This window comes from Streptomyces sp. NPDC098789 (assembly GCF_044759975.1).
Taxonomy (GTDB): Bacteria; Actinomycetota; Actinomycetes; order Streptomycetales; family Streptomycetaceae; genus Streptomyces.
Map to the genome: position 1 here is coordinate 112,064 of NZ_JBIWAJ010000012.1, position 19,502 is coordinate 131,565.

Consider the following 19,502-nt stretch of genomic DNA (forward strand, 5'->3'; position numbering starts at 1 on the left):
TATCGACTGAGACCGAGCGGTATCGTGCAGGACTGATCGGTACCGTAGCATCGTGATCAGACGGTGCGATCCCCCACCGGACCGGAGAAGGGCCGCATGGCGAGCATGGACAGGGTCAGCAGGCAGAGCAGGGTGGCCAAGCTGCCGCCCCGGGAGCGGATCCTCGACGCGGCGGAGGAGCTCTTCTCGCGCGAGGGGATCAAGGCGGTGGGCGTCCAGGCGATCGCCGTCCGGGCCGAAACCACGAAGATGGCTCTCTACCGCCACTTCGCGACCAAGGACGCACTGGTGGAGGAATGGCTGCGCATCGTCGCGGCCGACTACGCCGCGGTGTTCGACCGCCTGGAACTCGCGCACCCCGACGACCCCCGGGCACAGATCCTGGGGATGGCCCGTTTCATCGCCGACGGACTCCCGGAGATCTCCCACCGGGGGTGCCCGTTCATCAACTCCGTGGCCGAACTGCCCGACCGCACCCACCCGGCGCGCCGGCTGATCGAAGCCCACAAGGCCGGCCAACTGCGCCGGCTCACCGCCCTGTGCGACCGCGCCGGACTGGGCGATCCGGACGGGGCCGCCGCGGAGATCACCTTCACCCTCGAAGGGGCGCAGGTGAGCGCCCAGAACGCGAGCATCGTGGACGCGGGCGAGCTGCTCGTGCGGATCGTCGAGGCCACCGTGGAGCGCCACGCGGCGCCCGGAGCCGGCCGCTGAGGGCTCGCGCGCCGCGGGCGGGCCCCGCGGGGCGGCCGTCGGGCCCGAGCCCGGGCGTCAGTCCCGCTCGCGGGCCGCGCCCGTACAGGCCAGCGCCTCGGACAGGGTGAACGCCCCCGCGTACAGGGCGCGGCCGACCAGGGCCCCCTCGACGCCGTGCGGGGCCAGGTCGGCGACGGCGCGCAGGTCGTCCAGGGAGGCGATCCCGCCCGCGGCCAGCACACCGGCCGTGCTCCGCGCGCACACCTCGGTGAACAGGCCGGTGTGGGGGCCCGTGAGGGTTCCTTCCCGGCCGACGTCGGTGACCACGTAGCGGGCACAGCCCGCCGCGTCGAGCACCGCGACCGCGTCCCACAGGCCGCCGGCGTCCGAGCCGCCGGGCCCGGCCAGGCGCAGCCCCCGGGCGAGGTCCCCGGTGCGAACGGGCAGGCTCACGCCCAGCCGCGCGCCGTGTCGGGCGACGGCAGCAGCGCACCATGTCAGGTCGGTCAACGCACTGCGGCCGAGGTTGAGGCGGGTACAGCCGGTATCGAGGGCCGCTTCCAGCGCGCGGTCGTCGTCGATGCCCCTGCGGCACATCAGCTGTACGTCCATGCTCACGGCGTCGATGATCCGGCGGGCTTGCAGCAGCCCGCCATCGCTGTCGCCGTCGTCTTCGGCGACCACCAGGTGCAGCCACCTCGCGCCCTGCTCCTGGAACGCCAGCGCCACCTGGAGCGGATCGGTCCGACCGACCTCCGGGACGTGGCCGTCGCCGACGAGGTGGACCACGCGGCCGTCGGCCACGTGCACGGACGGGAACACCTCGAACCCGCCCCCGCCCGAGGTCTCCTGCCCCGACGCCGCGTCCCCCGGCACCCCGGCCATTTCCATCCCCGTCCTCGTCCCCATCACGGATCCCTCCACGCGCGCGGTGTGACCGTCGCAGAGCACAGTAGGAAGCCGACGCCCGGCCCGGATACGGCGCGAACGCGCCACACCCGCCGGTCAGGCCAGGCCGGCCTCGATGGCGCGGCGGACGGCGGCCGCGCGGTCGGGGATGTCCGCCTTGGCGAACAGGTTGTTGATGTGGGTCTTGACGGTGGCCTCGCTGATGAAGAGCTTCTCGGCGATGCCCCGGTTGGGCAGGCCCCGACCGATCAACGCGAGGACCTCGCGTTCGCGGGGCGTGAGGTCCGCGGGCAGGGCGGGCCGCGCCGCGGGCGACGCCGTCGCCGTGGTCCGTACGGTCGCGAGCAGCCGGTCCTGCACCTCGCGGTCGAGGACGGACTGGCCGGCGGCAGCGGCCCGGATGGCCCGGGTGATGTCCTGGCGTCCGGCGTTCTTGGTCAGGTACCCGCGGGCTCCCGCGCCCAGGGCGCCCAGGATCGACTCGTCGTCGGCGAAGGTGGTGAGCACCACCACCGCCACCTGCGGGTACTGCTCGCCCAGCCGGCGGGTCGTCTCGATCCCGTCCATGACGGGCATCCGCAGGTCCATCAGTACGACGTCCACCGGCCCGGCGGCGACCGCCGCCAGCACCTCGGTCCCGTCCGCGGCGGCCGCGACCACGTCGATGTCGTCGGCCAGTCCGAGCACCGCGGCGAGCGGTTCCCGCACGGCGGCCTGGTCGTCGGCGACGACCACCCGCAACTTCTCTTGCTGCTCGCTCACTTCACTCATCCCGGGATCACTGCCTCCACGTGCCAACCGCCCCGGTCCGGCCCTTCCGTGACCGGGCCCGCGGTGACGGTTCCTTCCAACAGCGCGACGCGTTCGCGCATGCCGATCAACCCCATCCCGCTGCCGGGACCCGCGGTCACCGCGCGGGTGCCGGGGCCGTTGCGGATCTTCAGTGTCGTCGATCCGACGGCGAACGTCAGCTCCACCCCGACGCCTCCCCCGGGCGCGTGCCGAGCGGAGTTGGTCAGCGCCTCCTGGGCGATCCGCAGCAGGTTCTGGGTCACCCGGGTCGGGAGTTCGCGGACCGTACCGGTGACGGTGAGGGCGTCGCGGTGGCCCGAGGACTCGACCATCGCGGTCAGGGTCTCCATCAGCGGCAGCGCGTCCTCGCGCAGCGCGTGCACGGTCCACTGCGCCTGCCGCAGGCTCTCCTTGACGAGGGAGTGGGCCTTGGCGTTGGCCTCCCGGACCTTCTCCAGGTCGCCGGTCTCGATCAACGCGTCGGTCAGCTCCAGCTGCATGTTGATCCCGGCCAGCGAGTGCGCCAGTACGTCGTGCACGTCCCGGGCGATCCGGCCGCGCTCGGCCAGGACGGCCGTGCGCGCCTCGGCCCGGGCCGCGCGCTCGGCCGACTCGGAGGCCGCGATCACCGCCCGCACCGCCTGGCGCTGACTGCGGTTGAGGATGCCGACCAGGACCGTAGCGCCGGTGGAGAGGCCGAGGGTCCACGGCAGCTGCTGGTGCCCCGGCCCGAGGTCGAAGTACAGGACGCCCGCGCAGAGCGCGCTGCACAGCGCCGCGAGGGCCAGCGCCCACTTCGTCTCCAGCCGGTAGCCGATGTGACCGGCCAGGAAGAAGGCGAACAGATAGCCCGTTCCGCTGCTGCTCACCGCGATCAGGCCGGCCGCGGCGAGGACTCCGCCGGTCAGCCAGGGGAGGGCGAACCGCTGCGTGGTCGGGTTCTCCGGCAGGCCCCGGGCCAGCAGTGCGGCCGTGCAGAGGGCGAAGAGCGCGGCGACGGCCAGGCCCCGGCCGGTGACGCCCATGGGCCGGACCGTCACGACGCCGACGACGATCACCGCCAGGGTCAGGGCCCACCGGACGCGGGGGTCCTGGCCGGGAACCGGATGCGGGACCGCCTCCGGGGGCGGTGTACTTCCCGGAGGCGGAGCGCTGTGGGTCGTGGGCATGTGCAGAACGTACTGCACGGTCAGGCCGTGCGGTCGAGGACGGCCACGGGGCGGGTCACGGCGGTGGTGCGGCTCCGGATGAAGATCGTCGCCACTCGCGTGACCACCTCGGTGAGGGCCATCAGTACGAACGCCGCCACCCAGGCCTTCTCGGTGGTGATCTGGTGGGTGACGCTGAACCGCCCGACGGCGGCGGCGCCGCCGTGCTGGACCCAGAGCTGGAAGCCCATCCGGGCGCCCATGCCCACGACCCACAGGACGGCGGACACCGCACCGGCCTTGATCAGGAGGTGCCCGTCGAGGGACCGGATCCGGGTGTAGATACCGCCCGCGATGCCGAGCGCGGCGCCGACGGCGACCAGGAGCCCGATGAGCACCAGGTCGTTGCCCGCGGTGGGAATGGTGTCCAGATAGGAGTTGGCGACGAAGGCCACGATCCCCAGCGGGATCAGGAAGGTCTTGAGGTCGAGCCGGCCTTCCCGGAGCTGGCGGAAGACGATCAGCAGGAGGGCGATGTCGGTGATCCACTCGGTCGTTGTCATGCCTCAAGACTGCTGGGGATCGGCCCGCGGCACCTGGACCCAGGGGTGGAAGAAGGGGTGGAAGCGGGGGTGGAGAGCGGGGGTGGAGAGGAGGGGTGGAGAGCGGGGGTGGAGGGGAGGGGTGGAGGCCGGCGCCGCGCCCGGGATCGCTTCCGCAGGCCCGCCCGTGCCGAAATGCGGTGGCTGCGGGGGCGGGTGGTGTGCGAGCGTCGGGGGAGAGCCCAACGTCACCGAGGAGCCGATCGATGCGCCGTTCGTTCATGTCCCCCGCGAAAGGAACGATCATCCACCTGAAGGACATGACGCTCTGTGCACACCGCCTCACGCACGCTCAACCTGGGCATCCTGGCCCACGTCGACGCCGGTAAGACCAGCCTGACCGAACGGCTGCTGTACGCGGCCGGGGTCATCGGCGAGATCGGCAGCGTCGATGCCGGCAACACCCTGACCGACAGCCTGGAGATGGAACGCCGCCGCGGCATCACCATCAAGTCGGCCGTCGTCAACTTCCCGCTCGGGAGCGGTGGTTCGGCGCTCTCCGTGAACCTGATCGACACCCCGGGCCATCCCGACTTCATCGCCGAGGTGGAGCGGGTCCTCGGCGTCCTCGACGGCGCCGTCCTCGTCGTCTCCGCGGTCGAGGGCGTACAGCCGCAGACCCGCGTCCTGATGCGGACGCTGAAGCGGCTCGCCATCCCGACCCTGGTCTTCATCAACAAGGTGGACCGGCGCGGCGCCGACGACGCCCGCGTCCTGCGGGAGGTCCGGCGCACCCTGGACGTGGCCGTGATCCCGATGGGGCGGGTCGTGGCCGACCTCGGCGCGGCCTCGGCCGGTGTCGCCGCCTTCGCCCCGGACGACACCGCCTTCACGCAGGACCTGCTGGACGTGCTCACCACCCACGACGACGCCCTGCTCGGCGCCTACCTGGCCGACGAGCGGTCCGTCCCCCACGAGCGGCTGCGGTCCGCGCTCGTCGCGCAGACCCGCAGCGGGCGCGTGCACCCGGTCTACGTCGGCTCGGCGATCACCGGCGCCGGGATCGCGGACCTCGTCGAGGGCATCGAGCACCTCCTCCCCGCCGAACGCGCCGATGTCCGGGCGCCGTTGTCGGCGCGGGTGTTCAAGGTGGAGCGGGGCGGGGGCGGCGAGCGGATCGCCTACGCCCGGATCTTCTCCGGCCGACTCGCGGTCCGCGACCGGGTCCCGGTCGCGGGCGTCGGCGCGGGCGCCCGGCCCAAGGTCACCGACCTGGCCGTCTTCGACCGGGGCGCCGCGGTGCGCGCTCCGGTGGCCCGGGCCGGCCAGATCGCGGTGCTGCACGGCCTGTCGACGGTCCGGATCGGGGACGTGCTCGGTCAGGAGCCCGACGGCCGCCCCTACGGGCGGGTCTTCGCCGCCCCCTCTCTGGAGACCGTCGTCGCACCTGCCGACCCCGCCGACCGGGGCGCCCTGCACCACGCCCTCACCCAACTCGCCGAACAGGACCCGCTGATCGGCCTGCGGCAGGACCCGGACGGCCCGGAGCTGTCGGTCTCGCTGTACGGCGAGGTGCAGAAGGAAGTCCTCGCGGCCGCCCTGGCACAGGAGTACGGGATCACGGTCTCCTTCCACGGGACGACCCCGATCTGCGTCGAGCGCGTCACCGGTACGGGGGCCGCGCACGAGATCATCGACCAGGACGGGAACCGGCTCCTGGCGACGGTGGGGCTGCGCGTGGAGCCGGGTCGGGTCGGCGGCGGCGTCGCCTTCCGCAGGGAGGTCGAGCTCGGCTCGCTGCCGCCGGGCTACATGCGCGCCGTCGAGGAGACGGTCCGCGCGACCCTGGGCCGGGGGCCGTTCGGCTGGCAGGTGCCCGATTGCACCGTGACCATGACGCACTCGGGATTCTGCAGCATCCGCAGCACGGCCGGGGAATTCCGGGCGCTCACCCGGCTGGTCCTCATGTCGGCGCTGCGCCGGGCCGGTACGGTCGTGCACGAGCCGGTGCACCGGTTCCGCCTGGACTTCCCGCAGGACGCCCACGCGGCGGTGGCGCTCGCGCTGGCCCGGCACCGGGCCCAGCCGGAACCCCCGGCGGCGCGGGGGGACGCGTACGTGGTCGAGGGCCTCCTGCCCGCGGACCGCGTGCACGGCCTGGGGCGGGAACTGCCCGCACTCACCAGCGGCGACGGCGTGTTGGAGACGGCCTTCAGCCACTACCGCCTCGCTCCCGTGCAGCGCGCCCGGGCGGGCACGGACCGTGGGGCCCGCGCCACCGGGAGCGGCCCGAGCTGAGCGCGGCCATCTGCCCGGAGGTCCGGCGAACGCCTGCGGCGGGCCGGGGGCGACTGGTAGTAGTGCCTCTGGGCAGGTGCCTTCGCGTCGTGTTCCAGGGTCGTGTTCCAGGGTCGTGTCTCAGGGGGTGGGCCGAATGGCCCGAGTGGTGTGCGTGCACGGGATCGGTCAACAGGTCCAGGGGGAGGGGATGTTGCTCTCGGCCTGGTGGCCGGCGCTGGGCGACGGTCTGCGCCGGGTCGACGCGGGCGGCTCGCTGGACGCGTCGGAGGTGGCGATGGCCTTCTACGGGGACCTGTTCCGGCCGTCCGGCCAGATGCTCTCCGTCGACGACCTGCCGTACACCGCCGAGGACGTCGACGACCCCTTCGAGCAGGAGCTGTTGGGCGCGTGGTGGCGGGCGGCGGCGCAGAGCGACCCGGGCGTCGTGCCGCCGGACGCGCAGGACACCCTCCTCGCCACGCCCGGCTCCGCGCAGGCCGCGCTGCGCGCGCTGTCCGGATCGCGGTTCTTCGCGGACATCGCACTGCGGCACATGGTCGCCGACCTCAAGCAGGTACGCGCCTACCTCACCGATCCGGCCGTACGGGGCGCGGTCCGCCAGCGCGTGATCGGCGCGATCGGCCCGGACACCCGGGTCGTGGTCGCCCACTCGCTGGGCTCGGTCGTCGCCTACGAGGCGCTGTGCGCCCTGCCCGACCACGGCGTGCGGGCCCTGGTCACGATCGGTTCGCCGCTCGGCATCAGGAACCTGGTCTTCGACCGGCTCGACCCCGCACCGACCGGCCCCCGCGCGCGGGCCCGCGGAACCTGGCCGGGTGGGAAGGCCCTGACCTGGACGAACCTCGCAGGGCACGGTGACGTCGTCGCGCTGGTGAAGGACCTGCGGCCGGCCTTCGGCGACGAACTGCGCTCCGGGCTCCTCGAAACCGGGGCGCACGCCCACGACGCCACCGCCTACCTCACCGATGCCCTGTGCGGGAAGGCCGTCGCCGAGGCCCTCGCGTGACCGACGCGGCCCCGGGCGGGCAGGGACGCCGCTTCCTGATCGCCGCCGTCGTGGCCGACTACCCGAAGAACCCCGTCTGGAACCGGCCCGGCCTGGTCGAGGCCCGGGCCGGGATCGTGGAACTGTTCACCGAGACCCTCGGCTACCAGCACTACGACGCGCTGCCGCTGAACCCCAGCAAACAGCAGCTCACCGACGCCCTCAACGATTTCTGCTGCGCGGCCGACCGCCGCGCGGACGACCTCCTCGCCGTCTACCTGTCCCTCCACGGGGACGTCCTCGACGCGGGCGGCGAGCACGTCCTGCTGACCACGGACACCGACCCGAACCGCAAGTCCTACACCTCGCTGCGCACCACGGACCTCGCCCGCGCGATGCTCCAGGACACCCGGGTGCGACGCGTCATGCTGATGCTGGACGCCTGCTACAGCGCCAAGGGCGGCAACCAGCTCGCCGCCGCCGCACTGAACCGCGTCGAGTCGGGCTGGAGCCGCACCCCGGGGTCCGGGCTCGTGGTGATCTCCTCCGCCCAGCCGCACCAGCAGGCCGTGGCCGCCCTCTTCCCGACGCTGCTGCGGGACGCGGTGACGGACCTGTCCGTCGCGGGCCACGCCCCCGGGAGCCTTTCGGTGAACGCCGTCGTCCAGCACGTCAACGACTCCGAGAAGCGGCCCGGGCACCAGCGGATCGCACTCACCCTGGCCGGCCTCGACGGCGAGCCCCCGGCCTTCTTCCCCAACCCGCGCCACGACGTCCGCCTCAACGACGTCGACCTCGCCCTCCAGCAGGCCGCCTCCTTCGACGAGCAGGACCGGCTGCGGGAGACCGAATTCACCGCCCGCCTCCTGGTCCGCGCCATGGGGCACCACTCCGGCGCCCGCCACCAGGACGCCAACCCGCAGTGGTGGTTCAGCGGCCGGCACGCCGCGCTGGCGGCGATCGGCACATGGCTGAAGGAGCCGCCGGGCCCCGCCGCGTCGGCCGCCCGCGTGGTGACCGCGGGACCCGGCTCGGGCAAGACCGCCGTGCTCGGCGTGGTGGCGGCCCTGTCCCACCCCGAACACCGCAGGACCGTCCCCACCAGCGCCCTGCAGATCCCCGCCGACCTGATCGGCCCGGGCGCCCTCGACACCGCGATCTACGCCCAACGCCTCACCGACACCGACGTCCTGCACGCCCTGGGCGCGGCGGCCCGCGTACGCGCCACCACCGTCGGAGAGCTGCTCGACGCCCTGGACGGGCGCCGGCGACCGCTGACCGTCCTGATCGACGCCCTCGACGAGGCCGCGACCCCCGACACCCTGTGCAGCAGTGTCCTGCGCCCGCTCATCGCGCACTCCCGGGGCCGGATCCGGCTGTTGCTCGGCACCCGCCCCTACCTCCTGGACCGCCTGGGCATCCCCGTCGAGGACACGGTCGACCTGGACGCCCCCCGGTACGCCGACCGGGAGGCCGTCACCGCCTACGCCGCCCGGATCCTGCTCGGCTCCCACCAGAGCTCGCCCTACCGCGAACGGCCCGAGCGGGTCCTGGCCGTCGCGGAGGCCGTGGCCACGGCCGCGGACCGTTCCTTCCTCGTCGCGCGCCTCGCCGCCTTCACCCTCGCCGCGGCCCCCACGATCCCGTCCGACACGGGACGGCGATGGCGCGCCGGCCTGCCCCGGCACGCCACCGACGCCATGCGCCAGGACCTGGAGCGGCGGCTCGGGCCCGATGCCCGGCGCGCCACCGACCTGCTGCGACCGCTGGCGTGGGCACAGGGCCAGGGCCTGCCCTGGGAGGACGTATGGGCTTCCCTCGCGAGTGAGATCGCCGGCCGTGCCTACACCGACCAGGACCTCCTGTGGCTGCGCCGCGCGGCCGGGTCGTACGTGGTGGAGGCCGTGGAGAACGGTCGCTCCGCCTACCGCCTCTACCACGAGGCCATGGCCGAACACCTGCGCCACGACACGGACGCGACCCGCATCCACGCTGCCTACACCCGGGTCCTGAGCGACCGCGTCCCCCACCGGGCCGACGCGACCCGCGACTGGGGCCGCGCCCACCCCTACGCGCTCCACCACCTCGCGCACCACGCCGCGGAAGCGGAGCTGCTCGACGCCCTGGTCGAGGACCCGGAGTACCTCGTCCACGTCGCGCCCCGGGGGCTCACCCCGCACCTGCGCCGCGTCGGGCAGGACGTCCCCCGCCTCAACGCGGCCGTCTACCGCGCCCACCTGCACCTGCACCTGCCGCTCGATCCCGCGCAGCGGCGGCAGGTCCTCGCACTCGATGCCGCTCGCGCCGGCGCCACGTCCCTGCGCCAAAGACTCGTCAAACAACTCCCCGGCGGCTCGTGGGCGCCCTCCTGGGCCAGCGGAAGCCGCTTCAGCACCGCGCAGCAGGACGCCCTGATCGGGCACGGTGCGGCGCTGGCGGTGGCCTGCACGGTGGTGGACGGACGGATGGTGGCCGTCAGCACCGGGCAGGAAGGGACCGTGCGGGTGTGGGACCTGCGCACCGGAGCACCCGTCGGGGAACCCCTCACCGGCCACCTCGGCGGGGTCGCCGCGGTGGCGTGCACGGTGGTGGACGACCGGCCCGTGGCCGTCACCAGCGGCTGGGACGAGACGGTGCGGGTGTGGGACCTGCGCACCGGGGCGCCGGTCGGCGAAGCGTTCACCGGCCACGCCAGCCAGGTGCACGCCCTGGCCTGCGCGGCGGTGGACGGCCGGCCGGTGGCCGTCAGCGGAAGTTGGGACGGTACGGTGCGGGTGTGGGACCTGCGCACCGGCCGACCGGTCGGCAAGCCCCTCACCGGCCACGCCTCGGCGGTGAACGCGGTGGCCTGCACGGAGGTGGACGGCCGGCCGATCGCGGTCACCGGCGGCCAGGACGGGACCCTGCGGCGGTGGGACCTGCGCACCGGCCGGCCCATCGGTGAGCGGGCCACCAGCCAGAACAGCCAGGTGCACGCGGTGGCGTGCGCGGTCGTGGACGGTTGGCCGATCGCCGTCACCGGCAGTTGGGACGGGACGGTGCGGGTGTGGGACCTGCGCACCGGCCGGCCCTCCAGCGGTCCGCTCACCGGCCACACGAACGTGGTCCACGCGGTGGCGTGCGCGGAGGTCGACGGCCGGTCGGTGGCCGTCACCGGCGGCTGGGACGGGACGGTGCGGGTGTGGGACCTGCGCACCGGGCAACTCGTCCGCGAACCCCTCACCGGCCACACCAACGCGGTGTACGGGGTGGCGTGCGCGGAGGTGGAGGGCCAGCCCGTGGTGGTCACCGGGGGCCAGGACGGGACGGTGCGGGTCTGGAACCCACGGAACGCGCCGTCCCGCGTCCAGCCCTTCCCCACGCACCCCGGCGGGGTGTCCGACGTGGAGTGCGTGGTGGTGAACGGTCGACCGACCGTCGTCACCGGAGGCGTGGACGGCGCGGTGCGGCTGTGGGACGCGGACACCGGGCAGCCGGTCGGCGAACCCCTCCTCGGACATGTCGGCGAGGTGTACGCGGTGGCGTGCGCGGCGGTGGACGGTCGGGCGACGGCCGTCACCTGCGGGCAGCAGGGCGGCGTGCGGGTGTGGAACCTGGGCGCCGACGCACCGCTCGGTCACCCCTTGGTGGGCCATGTCGGCGAGGTGTACGCGGTGGCGTGCGCGGTCGTGGACGGCCGACCGGTGGCGGTCACGAGCGGACTGGACGGGACGGTGCGGGCGTGGGACCTGGATCGGCGGGAACCCCTCGGCGAACCCCTGACGGGCCACGTCGGCGGGGTGGCCGCCGTGGCGTGCGTCGCCGTGGGCGGCAGGCTGATCGCGGTCACCAGCGGTTGGGACGAGACGGTCCGGGTGTGGGACCTGTTGGGCGGCGCGCACGGCGGCGGACTCCTGCCCGGACAGGACAGCATGGTGTACGCGGTGGCGTGTGCGGTGGTGGACGGCCGGCCGATGGCGATCGCCACGGCGCAGGGCGGTGCGGTCCGGCTGTGGGACCTGGACGCCCGGGAACTCGTCGGCGATTCCGTCGACGCGCATGCCGAAGGGGCGTCCGCGGTGGTGTGCGGGACGTTGGACGGTCGGCCCGTGGCCGTCACCGGAGGGCGGGACGGGAGGGTGCGGGTGTGGGACCTGCACCTCGGAGCGTCGGTGACAGCGATCTTCCTCGACACCGTGGACGATCTCGGACTGACCGACTCCGGGGACATCGTCGTGGTCAGCGGTCGGGACATCGCGTTCTACCGCCGCGTCCAGCCGGACCGGCCGGCATAGCCCGGCCGACCCGCGGAGCCGGGCCGAATGGCGCGGAGGGTGCAGGCATCTTGACGCCGCCGTGGCCTGCACCTTGAATCAAGTAGTGAACGAAGGGTCCCGGACGGCCCGGTTCCGCGTTCACTCCCTGGCGACGGGCTGTCGTATGCCCTGGCATGGACATGCCAGGATGAGTCCGCCGCGCCCCCCCCCACGCCGAAACGATGTGATGACCGTGCATCCCACCTGGCACCGACGCGCGCTCTTATGCGCCCTCGCCCTCGTCTGCTGGGGCGGCCTGACCGCCCCGGCCAGCGGCAACCCGGCCCCCACGCCGACGGCCGCCGCGGCCGTGACCTTCTCGGACGACTTCGACGGACCCGCCGGCGCCGCCGTCGACCCGGGCAAGTGGCAGGTCGAGACCGGGGACAACGTCAACAACCACGAGCGGCAGTACTACACGGCGGGCAACCGCAACGCCGCCCTCGACGGACAGGGCCACCTGGTCATCACCGCCCGTCGCGAGAACCCCTCCGACTACGCCTGCTGGTACGGCCGCTGCGAGTACACGTCGGCCCGGCTGAACACCGCGGGCCGCTTCACCCAGAAGTACGGACACGTCGAGGCGCGGCTCAAGGTGCCGCGGGGCCAGGGCATGTGGCCGGCCTTCTGGATGCTCGGCGACGACATCGGCCAGGTCGGCTGGCCGAACTCCGGTGAGATCGACGTGATGGAGAACGTCGGCTTCGAACCGTCGACCGTGCACGGCACCCTCCACGGACCGGGCTACTCCGGCTCCGGCGGCATCGGGGCGGCGTACTCCCTCCCCGGCGGCCAGGCCTTCGCCGACGCCTTCCACACCTTCGCCGTCGACTGGGCCCCCGACGCGGTCACGTGGTCCGTCGACGGCACCGTCTACCAGCGGCGGACCCCCGCCGACCTGGGCGGCCGCAGCTGGGCCTTCAACAAGCCGTTCTTCCTGATCCTCAACCTCGCGGTCGGCGGCTACTGGCCGGGCGACCCCGACGGCGGCACGGCCTTCCCGCAACAGCTGGTGGTCGACCACGTCCGCGTCACCTCCTACGACAGCGGATCCGACGGGCGCAGCGGCCAGATCAGCGGTCTCGCCGGGAAGTGCGTCGACGTGGCCGGCGCCAACCCGGCCAACGGCACCCCGGTCCAGCTCTACGACTGCAACGGCACCGGCGCCCAGCGCTGGACCCTCGGCGCCGACGGCACCGTACGGGCGCTCGGCAAGTGCCTCGACGTCGCCAGCGGCGGCGCCGCCGACGGCACCCCGGTGCAGCTCTACGACTGCAACGGGACCGGCGCCCAACGCTGGACGGTGTCCGGGGCCCGCGACATCGTCAACCCACAGGCGAACAAGTGCCTCGACGTCACGGGCGGCAACCCCGCCAACGGGACCCGGCTGCAGCTGTGGACCTGCACCGGCGCCGCCCAGCAGAAGTGGACGCCCCCGACGTCCTGACCCCCTGCTCCCCAACACCCGTACCGCCCGGGCCCGTTCTCAGGGGCAGGTCTCGTCGGTCTTGGCCACGGTGAAGGCGACGGGTTGGCCGGTGAGGGCGGCTCCTGGCTTCGGGTCCTGGGCGCACACCTTCCAGTTCGACTCCTGAAGGACCATGCGGCTCTGCACCGCGTCCTTCACGGTGATGCTCGCGTTGGCGGGCAGGGCGGCGCGCACGGCCTTCATGCCCGTGCCGACGAAGTCGGGCATGGTGTCCCCGGCGGGCTTCGGGGCCGGTGCGTCGGTGGCGGGGCAGGTCTCTTCGAGCTTGACCGCGCCGAAGTCGACGGTCGTGCTCGTGTCGATTCCCGCACCGGCGGCGGGGGTCTGCGAACACACCTTCCAGTTCCGATCGAGGGCCTGGAGCCGGTCGCGGCCGAGCGCGTCGTGGGACTTCAAGCGGTAGAACCCGGCGGCCTGGGCCTCGTCCTGGGCCGTTTGCAGCCCCTTGCCGACGAGCTGGGGAAGAGCGGCCGAGGCCTTCGGCGCCGGCGTGTGGCGCGCGGAAGGCGCCGTGCCCGCGCCGGCGGGCTTGTCCGAGCCCGACCCGCCCTGCGGACCGCAGGCCGTGAGGGCGAGGGCGGCGGCCGCCGCGAGCAGGGCGGTGGTGTGCTGTGTGCGCATTGCGCCATGTTCGCCGGGACGGACCCGCGGTGGGGCCCTTGTGACCGGTCCGTGACACGGAGAACCCTTTCGGTGACAGGACCGGACACCCCCTAGTCCGCAGCCGGGGCGCCTAGTTGGGTGACGTCCACCGTCGGGCCCGGATGCGTGCCCGAGGCGGCGGGGGACAGGAGGGGGAGCGCCAGCCACAGGGCGGTGAGCGCGGCCAGGGTGGCCACCACGGCGAGGGCCCCGCCGCGGCCGTGCGCCCAGCGGGCGCGGTAGCGGACCGGGTCCTCCAGGAAGCGCTTCGAGAGCGCCGCCACCGCGACGGACAGGGCGACCAGACAGGGGGTCCGGGCCCAGCCGGGCAGCTGCGGACCCGCGTGGTCCAGCAGCAGGATCAGCGGCCAGTGCCACAGGTAGAGCCCGTACGAGAGCTCGCCCAGCGCGGTCAACGGGCGCAGCCCCAGGACCCGGCCGAGGGGGGTCCCCGGTGCGCGCGCCAGCAGGGTGATCAGCGCGGCGGCAGCGGCCGAGTGGAGCAGCAACCCGCCCTGGAAGAGGAAGACCTGCCCGGTGCCCGGGACCAGGACCCACGCGGCCGCGAGCAGGACCGCCGGGACCAGCGCGAGCCGCCCCGCGGCCCGCTCGGACAGCCGGGCCACCCGGTTCCGTACGGCAGGGGCCGCCGCGAGCGCACCGAGCAGCAGCGCGAAGGCACGGGTGTCGGTGCCCTCGTAGACCCGGGTGGTGTCCGCGGGGTTGAGCAGCAGGGCCATCAGGACCGCCGAGGCCAGCGCGCCGGCGGCGGCGAGGACGGCCAGCGCCCGGGGACCGAAGGCCCGGGTCCCGGACGCGCCGCGGCCCGCCCGTACGAGGAGCAGCACCAACGGCGGCCACAGGAGGTAGAACTGCTCCTCCACGGCGATGCTCCACAGGTGCGTGAACACCCGGGTCGGGGTCGCCTGGAAGTAGCCGACCTGTTCGGCGACGAAGTGCCAGTTCGCGAGGTTCGCCACGACCCACGGGGCGTCCTGCCGGGCGAACCGGATCATGGCGGGACTGCCCAGCAGGACGGTCAGGACGAGGGTCCCCGCCAGGGCCGCCGCCAGGGCGGGCAGCAGCCGGCGGGCCCGGCGGCCCCAGAAGGCGGCGAGCGAGATCCGTCCGTCGTTCGCCGCGGCCTCGCGCAGCAGGAGCCCGGTGATCAGGAACCCGGACAGGACGAAGAACAGGTCGACGCCGAGGAAGCCGCCCGGGAGGTCGCCGAGGTGGAAGAGGAGCACACCGAGGACGGCCAGACCGCGCAGCCCGTCCAGCGGCGGGAGGTGCGCGAGCCGGGCGTCGTCGTGGGGCCGCGGCCCGGCCGATCGGCGGTGCGGGCGGGGTCGGGCCGGGGCTCCCGCCATCTGGGTGGGCGGCACGTCAGGAGCAGTTCAGCTTCGCGAACACGTCGGACTTCGTCCACTCGCCGTTGGCCCAGCCCTTGGGGTCGGCGGGGGAGAAGCCGGCCAGCCTCCCCAGCTCCGTGCTGAACCACTGGGCGAACTTCGCGGTGCCCTGCTGGCAGGAGTGGGTCTTGTCGGAGGAGCGCTGTGCCTGCGGCGCGGTGGCATCGGTGCCCCAGAGTGCGGAGGCGTCGAGGAAGGACGCGTCGGCGGGGTGGGCGGCCACCGCGGCCTTCGCCGCCCCCGGGGCGGAGTCGATGTCGGCCTTGTGGTCGGCGTAGAAGCCGGAGGTGTCGAAGGGCGGAGGGGTGACCAGCACCAGGTGGGCTCCGGCGGCCTTGACGGTCGCGATCAGCTTCTCGAAGCCCTGGCGCTGTTCCTGCGGGCTGCCCCAGTCGTAGGTGGTGATCTGGTACGCGACGGTGTCGGGGTGCACGGACTTCAGCTGGTCGGCGAGGGCCTTCCAGGTGGACTCGCTGAGCTCGGTCGGGCCGAGGACGCCGCCGCCGCCGTCCGAGGCCATGGAGGTGACGGCGATGTCGGAGGACTTCAGGGCGGCCGTCACGGGCAGGGCCTCGCCGACGGCGATGGAGTCGCCCATCCAGAGGAGCTTCGCGGGCTTCTTCAGCGTGCCCGTGCCCGTGGCGGGGGCCGACGCGGACGGGTCCTGCCGCGCGGCGTCCGCCCCGGTGGCGGCGGCGTCGTCCGTGCTCCCGGATCCGTTGCCGCACGAGGTGAGGGCGAGGACGCCGAGGAGGGCGGCGGCGGAGAGGGCCGTCGCCCGGCGCATGCCGGAGCGAGCGGGGCGAGGAGTGTGATCGAGGTCTGTGGTGTGGTCCATGTGGTTCATGTGGATCAGCCAAACAGCCGCCGGAGCCGATTTCGGGGTTGGTCATCGTCCCGTCATGGACCACGGGTCGACCCGTCATCGGCACGCGAACCCGGTCGAGCCGGTGCGGACCGTCATGGTGCCGTCATGTTCTCCTCGCCGGGAATCAGGAAGAATGGCCGCAGTTCCCCGAAATGCCCGGAAGGACCCATGGCTCGCGTTTTGCTCATCGAGGACGACCCGGCGATCCGCAGGGGCGTCATGCTCGCGTTGCGCCGCCGCGGGTACGAGGCCGAGTCCACCGCCACCGGCGAGGACGGACTGTTCGCGCTGGAGGACTTCGGCCCTGACCTGGTGCTGCTCGACCTCATGCTGCCCGGCATCAGCGGGCTGGAGGTGTGCCGACGGATCCGCGCGGTCTCGCAGGTGCCGATCGTCATCCTCTCCGCGCGGGGGGAGGAGATGGACATGATCGTCGGCTTGGAGGCGGGCGCTGACGACTACCTCGTCAAACCCGCCAGCGGCGAACTGCTGGAGGCCCGCATGCGCGCCGTGCTGCGCCGGGTCGCCCCCGCGGACCCGGAGGCCGGGGCGGCCGCGCCGCGCCCCGCAGGGCCGGAGGAGCACGGGCCGCTCACCCTCGACCGGGCCGCCCTGATGGTGTTCAAGAACGGCGGCGAGATCTCCCTCGCCCCGGCCGAGCTGAAGCTCCTGTTCTTCCTCACCGACAACCCCGGCCGGGTCTACACCCGCCAGGAACTGCTGGAGCGGGTCTGGGAGTACACCTTCCACGGCGACGTGCGCCTCGTGGACGCCTGCGTGCTGCGGCTGCGCGGCCGGATCGAGGACGACCCGCGCCGGCCGGTCATGATCCAGACCGTCCGAGGCTTCGGCTACCGCTTCGGGCCGCTGTGAGCCGCGCCGCTGTGACCCGCGCCGCCGTGCTCCGCGCTGCCGCGGGCCGGGTCGTCGTACGCCGCGCTCCCGCAGGGCGGGCCGCTGCGTGCACGGCCGCCGCGGCAGGGGTCCCCGGCCGCCGGATCCCGTGGAACCGCGTCCCGGTGGACCCCGTCCCGCTGGACCACGTCCCGTCGGGGCGCCCCCGGTGAGCCGCCACCGGCGGACCGCGTGGGCCACCGGACTGCGGGCCCGTCTGGTGGTGGCCTTCCTGCTCGCCACCGCCTTCGGGTCGCTGCTCACCGCCGTGCTCACCTTCCAGCGAGCCCGGGCCGCCACGCTGGAGCGGACCCAGAGCGCTGCCGTACGGGACCTGCGGACCCAGCTGACCTCCCTCGCCCCCGACCTGTCGATGCCGCCGAGCGCCGCGAACCTGCGCACCCTCACCCTCCAGCTCGACCTGGCGGGCGGCTCGCGCGCCTGGACCACCAGTGCCGTGATGGGGGACGCGGCCCCGGTGTCGGCGCTGGGCCCCGTCCCGACTTCCGTTCCCGAGTGGACCCGGGCGTCCGGGAGCGGCCCCGTGGTGCGGCCGCCGGTCGCGCCCGGGGTGCCGCCCGCCCTCGTGGACGCCGTGCGCGAGGGGACCGGTTCCGCCTACCAGCGCTTCGCGCACGACGGCAGGCCCTGGCTCGCGGTCGCCGTTCCGTTGGCGGCCACGGACGAGGGTCGGGACCCGCAGCCCACGGGACTCAGGGTCTTCGCCGTGTTCCCGCTCGACAAGGAGGCGTCCGACATCTCGGCGCTGGTGACGGCCGCCGAGGTGGGCATCGTGCCGGCCCTGGCCCTGGCGCTGGTACCGGCGTTGCTGGCCGCCCGCCGGGTCCTGCTGCCCGTACGCCGTCTGCGCCGCGGAGCGCAACAGGTCGCGGAGGGACGCCTCGACACCCGGCTCGACGTCATCGGCAACGACGAACTGGCCGGGCTCACCGCCACCTTCAACACCATGGCCGCCAAACTCCAGCGCGACGACGCGGAACTGCGGCGCCTGGAGGAGAACGCCCGCCGGTTCGCCGCCGACGTCGCCCACGAACTGCGCACGCCGCTCGCCGCGATGACCGCCGTCACCGACGTCCTCGACGAGGACGCGGCCTCGGGGGCGTTGCCACCGGACTCGGCCGACGCGGCCTCCCTCGTCGCCGCCGAGACCCGGCGGCTGGCCCGTACCGTCGAGGACCTGATGGAGGTGGCGCGCTTCGACGCGGGCCGCGCCGAACTGCACGCCGAGGAGAGCGACTTGCGCACCGCACTGGCCACCACCCTGCGGCTGCGCGGCTGGCAGGGGGATCCACGGATCGTCGTCGACCTGCCCGGGCCGCTGCCCGTGCGGATCGACACCCGCCGGATCGACGTGGTCCTCGCCAACCTCGTCGGCAACGCCCTGCACCACGGCCGGCCTCCGGTGACCGTGCGCGGTCGGACCTGTGGGCGGCACGCCACCGCGGTCCTGACCGTCACGGACGCGGGCCCGGGCATCGCACGGGCCGCCCTGCCGCACGTCTTCGACCGCTTCTTCAAGGCGGACTCGGCCCGGCCGCGCTCCGAGGGCAGCGGCCTGGGACTGGCCATCGCCGAGGAGAACGTCCGCCTGCACGGCGGCACCCTCACCGCGGCCAACGCGCCCGGGCCGCAGGAGGGCGCGGTGTTCACCCTGACCCTCCCGCTGGCCGGGGCGGCGCCCGACGCCCGCACGGCCGCCGCGGATCCCGGCCGCCCCGGGCCCGAGGAGACGTCGTGACGGGCCGCACCGTCCGCGCACGCGCGGGTGTGGCGGTCGTCGCCGTGTCGGTGCTGGTGGCCGGTGCGTCGGCCGCCCTTTCCGGCTGCGGCATCAGCTCCACCGGCCCGGTCCGCGCGGGCGGCCCCGCCACCGGCGTGCCGCAGCGGCCGGGCGGGATCCGGAGCGTGGAGCTGTACTTCGCCAGTCCGTACGGGATCCGCCAGGCATCGCGTCCCAGCAACGGCACCACCACTCCGCAGCAGGCCCTGAACCTCCTGCTGGAGGGTCCCACCGAGGGGGAGCGCGCCCGGGGCCTGAGCAACCACGTCCCCTTGTTCCCGCGCCAGCCGAGCGCCTTCGCCACGGACGGCGGGGTCGACCTCTACGTACCCCTGTCGATCTCGACCGGGGAGCTGGACAACACCGCGCTGAGCCAGCTGGTGTGCACCCTGGCGCACGCCAAGACGCGCAAGGACATCCCGCCGGACAGGGTGGTCGTCAGCGTGTACGAGAACAGCCCGGTCGGACCGCTGACCAAGGACCCCGGTTTCCCGGTGCGCTGCGGGCCCCAGTACGTGGTCGTCCCGGCCTTCGGAGCGAGCCCGCCGTCCGGTCGGGAGGCGCCGGGGTAGCAGGGAGCGCCGCGGCCCAAGACGGCGACGTCAGGCACTTGGACGGTATCGCGCCGCGCACCGCCTCGAACACGTAGTGTCCTGCGAGGAGTTCCCCGCCCAGTGGCGCCACCTACGGCCGCGACCGCGCGGAACTGCTTCCGAGCACTTCGATAC

At 74.0% G+C, this 19,502-nt stretch carries 15 protein-coding genes; 8 read left to right on the forward strand and 7 right to left on the reverse strand.

Annotated features, from left to right (window positions below; translation table 11 throughout):
• The first annotated feature begins 105 nt into the window (after positions 1-105).
• Positions 106-714 carry a TetR/AcrR family transcriptional regulator gene (locus ACIQWR_RS23880; protein ID WP_404013299.1) on the forward strand — a complete coding sequence of 203 codons (609 nt, stop codon included), beginning with the start codon at positions 106-108 and terminating at the stop codon, positions 712-714.
• Positions 715-771: 57 nt separating this feature from the next.
• Here ACIQWR_RS23880 and ACIQWR_RS23885 read toward each other — a convergent pair whose 3' ends face one another.
• The 4 genes from ACIQWR_RS23885 to ACIQWR_RS23900 all read right to left on the reverse strand — a co-directional run bounded on the left by ACIQWR_RS23885 (position 772) and on the right by ACIQWR_RS23900 (position 4,108).
• Entirely contained in the window at positions 772-1,605 is an 834-nt protein-coding gene (locus tag ACIQWR_RS23885; protein ID WP_404012902.1) for a HisA/HisF-related TIM barrel protein, read from the reverse strand.
• A 96-nt stretch (positions 1,606-1,701) separates the two neighbouring features.
• Entirely contained in the window at positions 1,702-2,376 is a 675-nt protein-coding gene (locus ACIQWR_RS23890; RefSeq protein ID WP_404012905.1) for a response regulator, read from the reverse strand.
• Positions 2,373-3,566, reverse strand: coding sequence for a sensor histidine kinase (locus ACIQWR_RS23895; RefSeq protein WP_404012908.1), 1,194 nt, complete (start codon positions 3,564-3,566; stop codon positions 2,373-2,375). Before ACIQWR_RS23895 ends, ACIQWR_RS23890 begins: the two co-directional genes overlap by 4 nt.
• Before the next feature lie 20 nt (positions 3,567-3,586).
• Entirely contained in the window at positions 3,587-4,108 is a 522-nt protein-coding gene (locus tag ACIQWR_RS23900; protein ID WP_404012910.1) for a hypothetical protein, read from the reverse strand.
• A 309-nt stretch (positions 4,109-4,417) separates the two neighbouring features.
• Here ACIQWR_RS23900 and ACIQWR_RS23905 point away from each other — a divergent pair, with 309 nt between their 5' ends.
• The 4 genes from ACIQWR_RS23905 (at position 4,418) to ACIQWR_RS23920 (ending at position 13,115) form a co-directional block, all read left to right on the forward strand.
• Positions 4,418-6,385, forward strand: coding sequence for a GTP-binding protein (locus tag ACIQWR_RS23905; RefSeq protein ID WP_404012913.1), 1,968 nt, complete (start codon positions 4,418-4,420; stop codon positions 6,383-6,385).
• 136 nt (positions 6,386-6,521) lie between these two features.
• Positions 6,522-7,394 carry a hypothetical protein gene (locus ACIQWR_RS23910; protein WP_404012915.1) on the forward strand — a complete coding sequence of 291 codons (873 nt, stop codon included), beginning with the start codon at positions 6,522-6,524 and terminating at the stop codon, positions 7,392-7,394.
• A complete protein-coding gene (locus ACIQWR_RS23915) occupies positions 7,391-11,647 on the forward strand; it encodes a caspase family protein (protein WP_404012918.1) in 4,257 nt (1,418 codons plus the stop codon). The genes ACIQWR_RS23910 and ACIQWR_RS23915 overlap by 4 nt, the downstream gene beginning before the upstream one ends.
• Positions 11,648-11,855: 208 nt before the next feature.
• Positions 11,856-13,115, forward strand: coding sequence for an RICIN domain-containing protein (locus ACIQWR_RS23920; protein WP_404012921.1), 1,260 nt, complete (start codon positions 11,856-11,858; stop codon positions 13,113-13,115).
• A 39-nt stretch (positions 13,116-13,154) separates the two neighbouring features.
• Here ACIQWR_RS23920 and ACIQWR_RS23925 read toward each other — a convergent pair whose 3' ends face one another.
• The 3 genes from ACIQWR_RS23925 to ACIQWR_RS23935 all read right to left on the reverse strand — a co-directional run bounded on the left by ACIQWR_RS23925 (position 13,155) and on the right by ACIQWR_RS23935 (position 16,058).
• Positions 13,155-13,778 (reverse strand): hypothetical protein, encoded by a 624-nt coding sequence (locus ACIQWR_RS23925; RefSeq protein ID WP_404012924.1) that lies wholly within the window; start codon positions 13,776-13,778, stop codon positions 13,155-13,157.
• Between the two features lie 92 nt (positions 13,779-13,870).
• Entirely contained in the window at positions 13,871-15,184 is a 1,314-nt protein-coding gene (locus tag ACIQWR_RS23930; protein WP_404012927.1) for an acyltransferase family protein, read from the reverse strand.
• A gap of 1 nt (position 15,185) precedes the next feature.
• Positions 15,186-16,058, reverse strand: coding sequence for an SGNH/GDSL hydrolase family protein (locus tag ACIQWR_RS23935; RefSeq protein ID WP_404012930.1), 873 nt, complete (start codon positions 16,056-16,058; stop codon positions 15,186-15,188).
• A 189-nt stretch (positions 16,059-16,247) separates the two neighbouring features.
• On the opposite strand from ACIQWR_RS23935, the gene ACIQWR_RS23940 reads away from it, so the two are divergent.
• The 3 genes from ACIQWR_RS23940 to ACIQWR_RS23950 all read left to right on the forward strand — a co-directional run bounded on the left by ACIQWR_RS23940 (position 16,248) and on the right by ACIQWR_RS23950 (position 19,346).
• The gene (locus ACIQWR_RS23940; RefSeq protein WP_404012932.1) at positions 16,248-16,952 is read left to right on the forward strand and encodes a response regulator; all 705 of its coding nucleotides are present in this window, start codon (positions 16,248-16,250) and stop codon (positions 16,950-16,952) included.
• Between the two features lie 190 nt (positions 16,953-17,142).
• Positions 17,143-18,732, forward strand: coding sequence for an ATP-binding protein (locus ACIQWR_RS23945; protein ID WP_404012935.1), 1,590 nt, complete (start codon positions 17,143-17,145; stop codon positions 18,730-18,732).
• Positions 18,729-19,346 carry a hypothetical protein gene (locus ACIQWR_RS23950; RefSeq protein ID WP_404012938.1) on the forward strand — a complete coding sequence of 206 codons (618 nt, stop codon included), beginning with the start codon at positions 18,729-18,731 and terminating at the stop codon, positions 19,344-19,346. The genes ACIQWR_RS23945 and ACIQWR_RS23950 overlap by 4 nt, the downstream gene beginning before the upstream one ends.
• Positions 19,347-19,502: the final 156 nt, after the last annotated feature.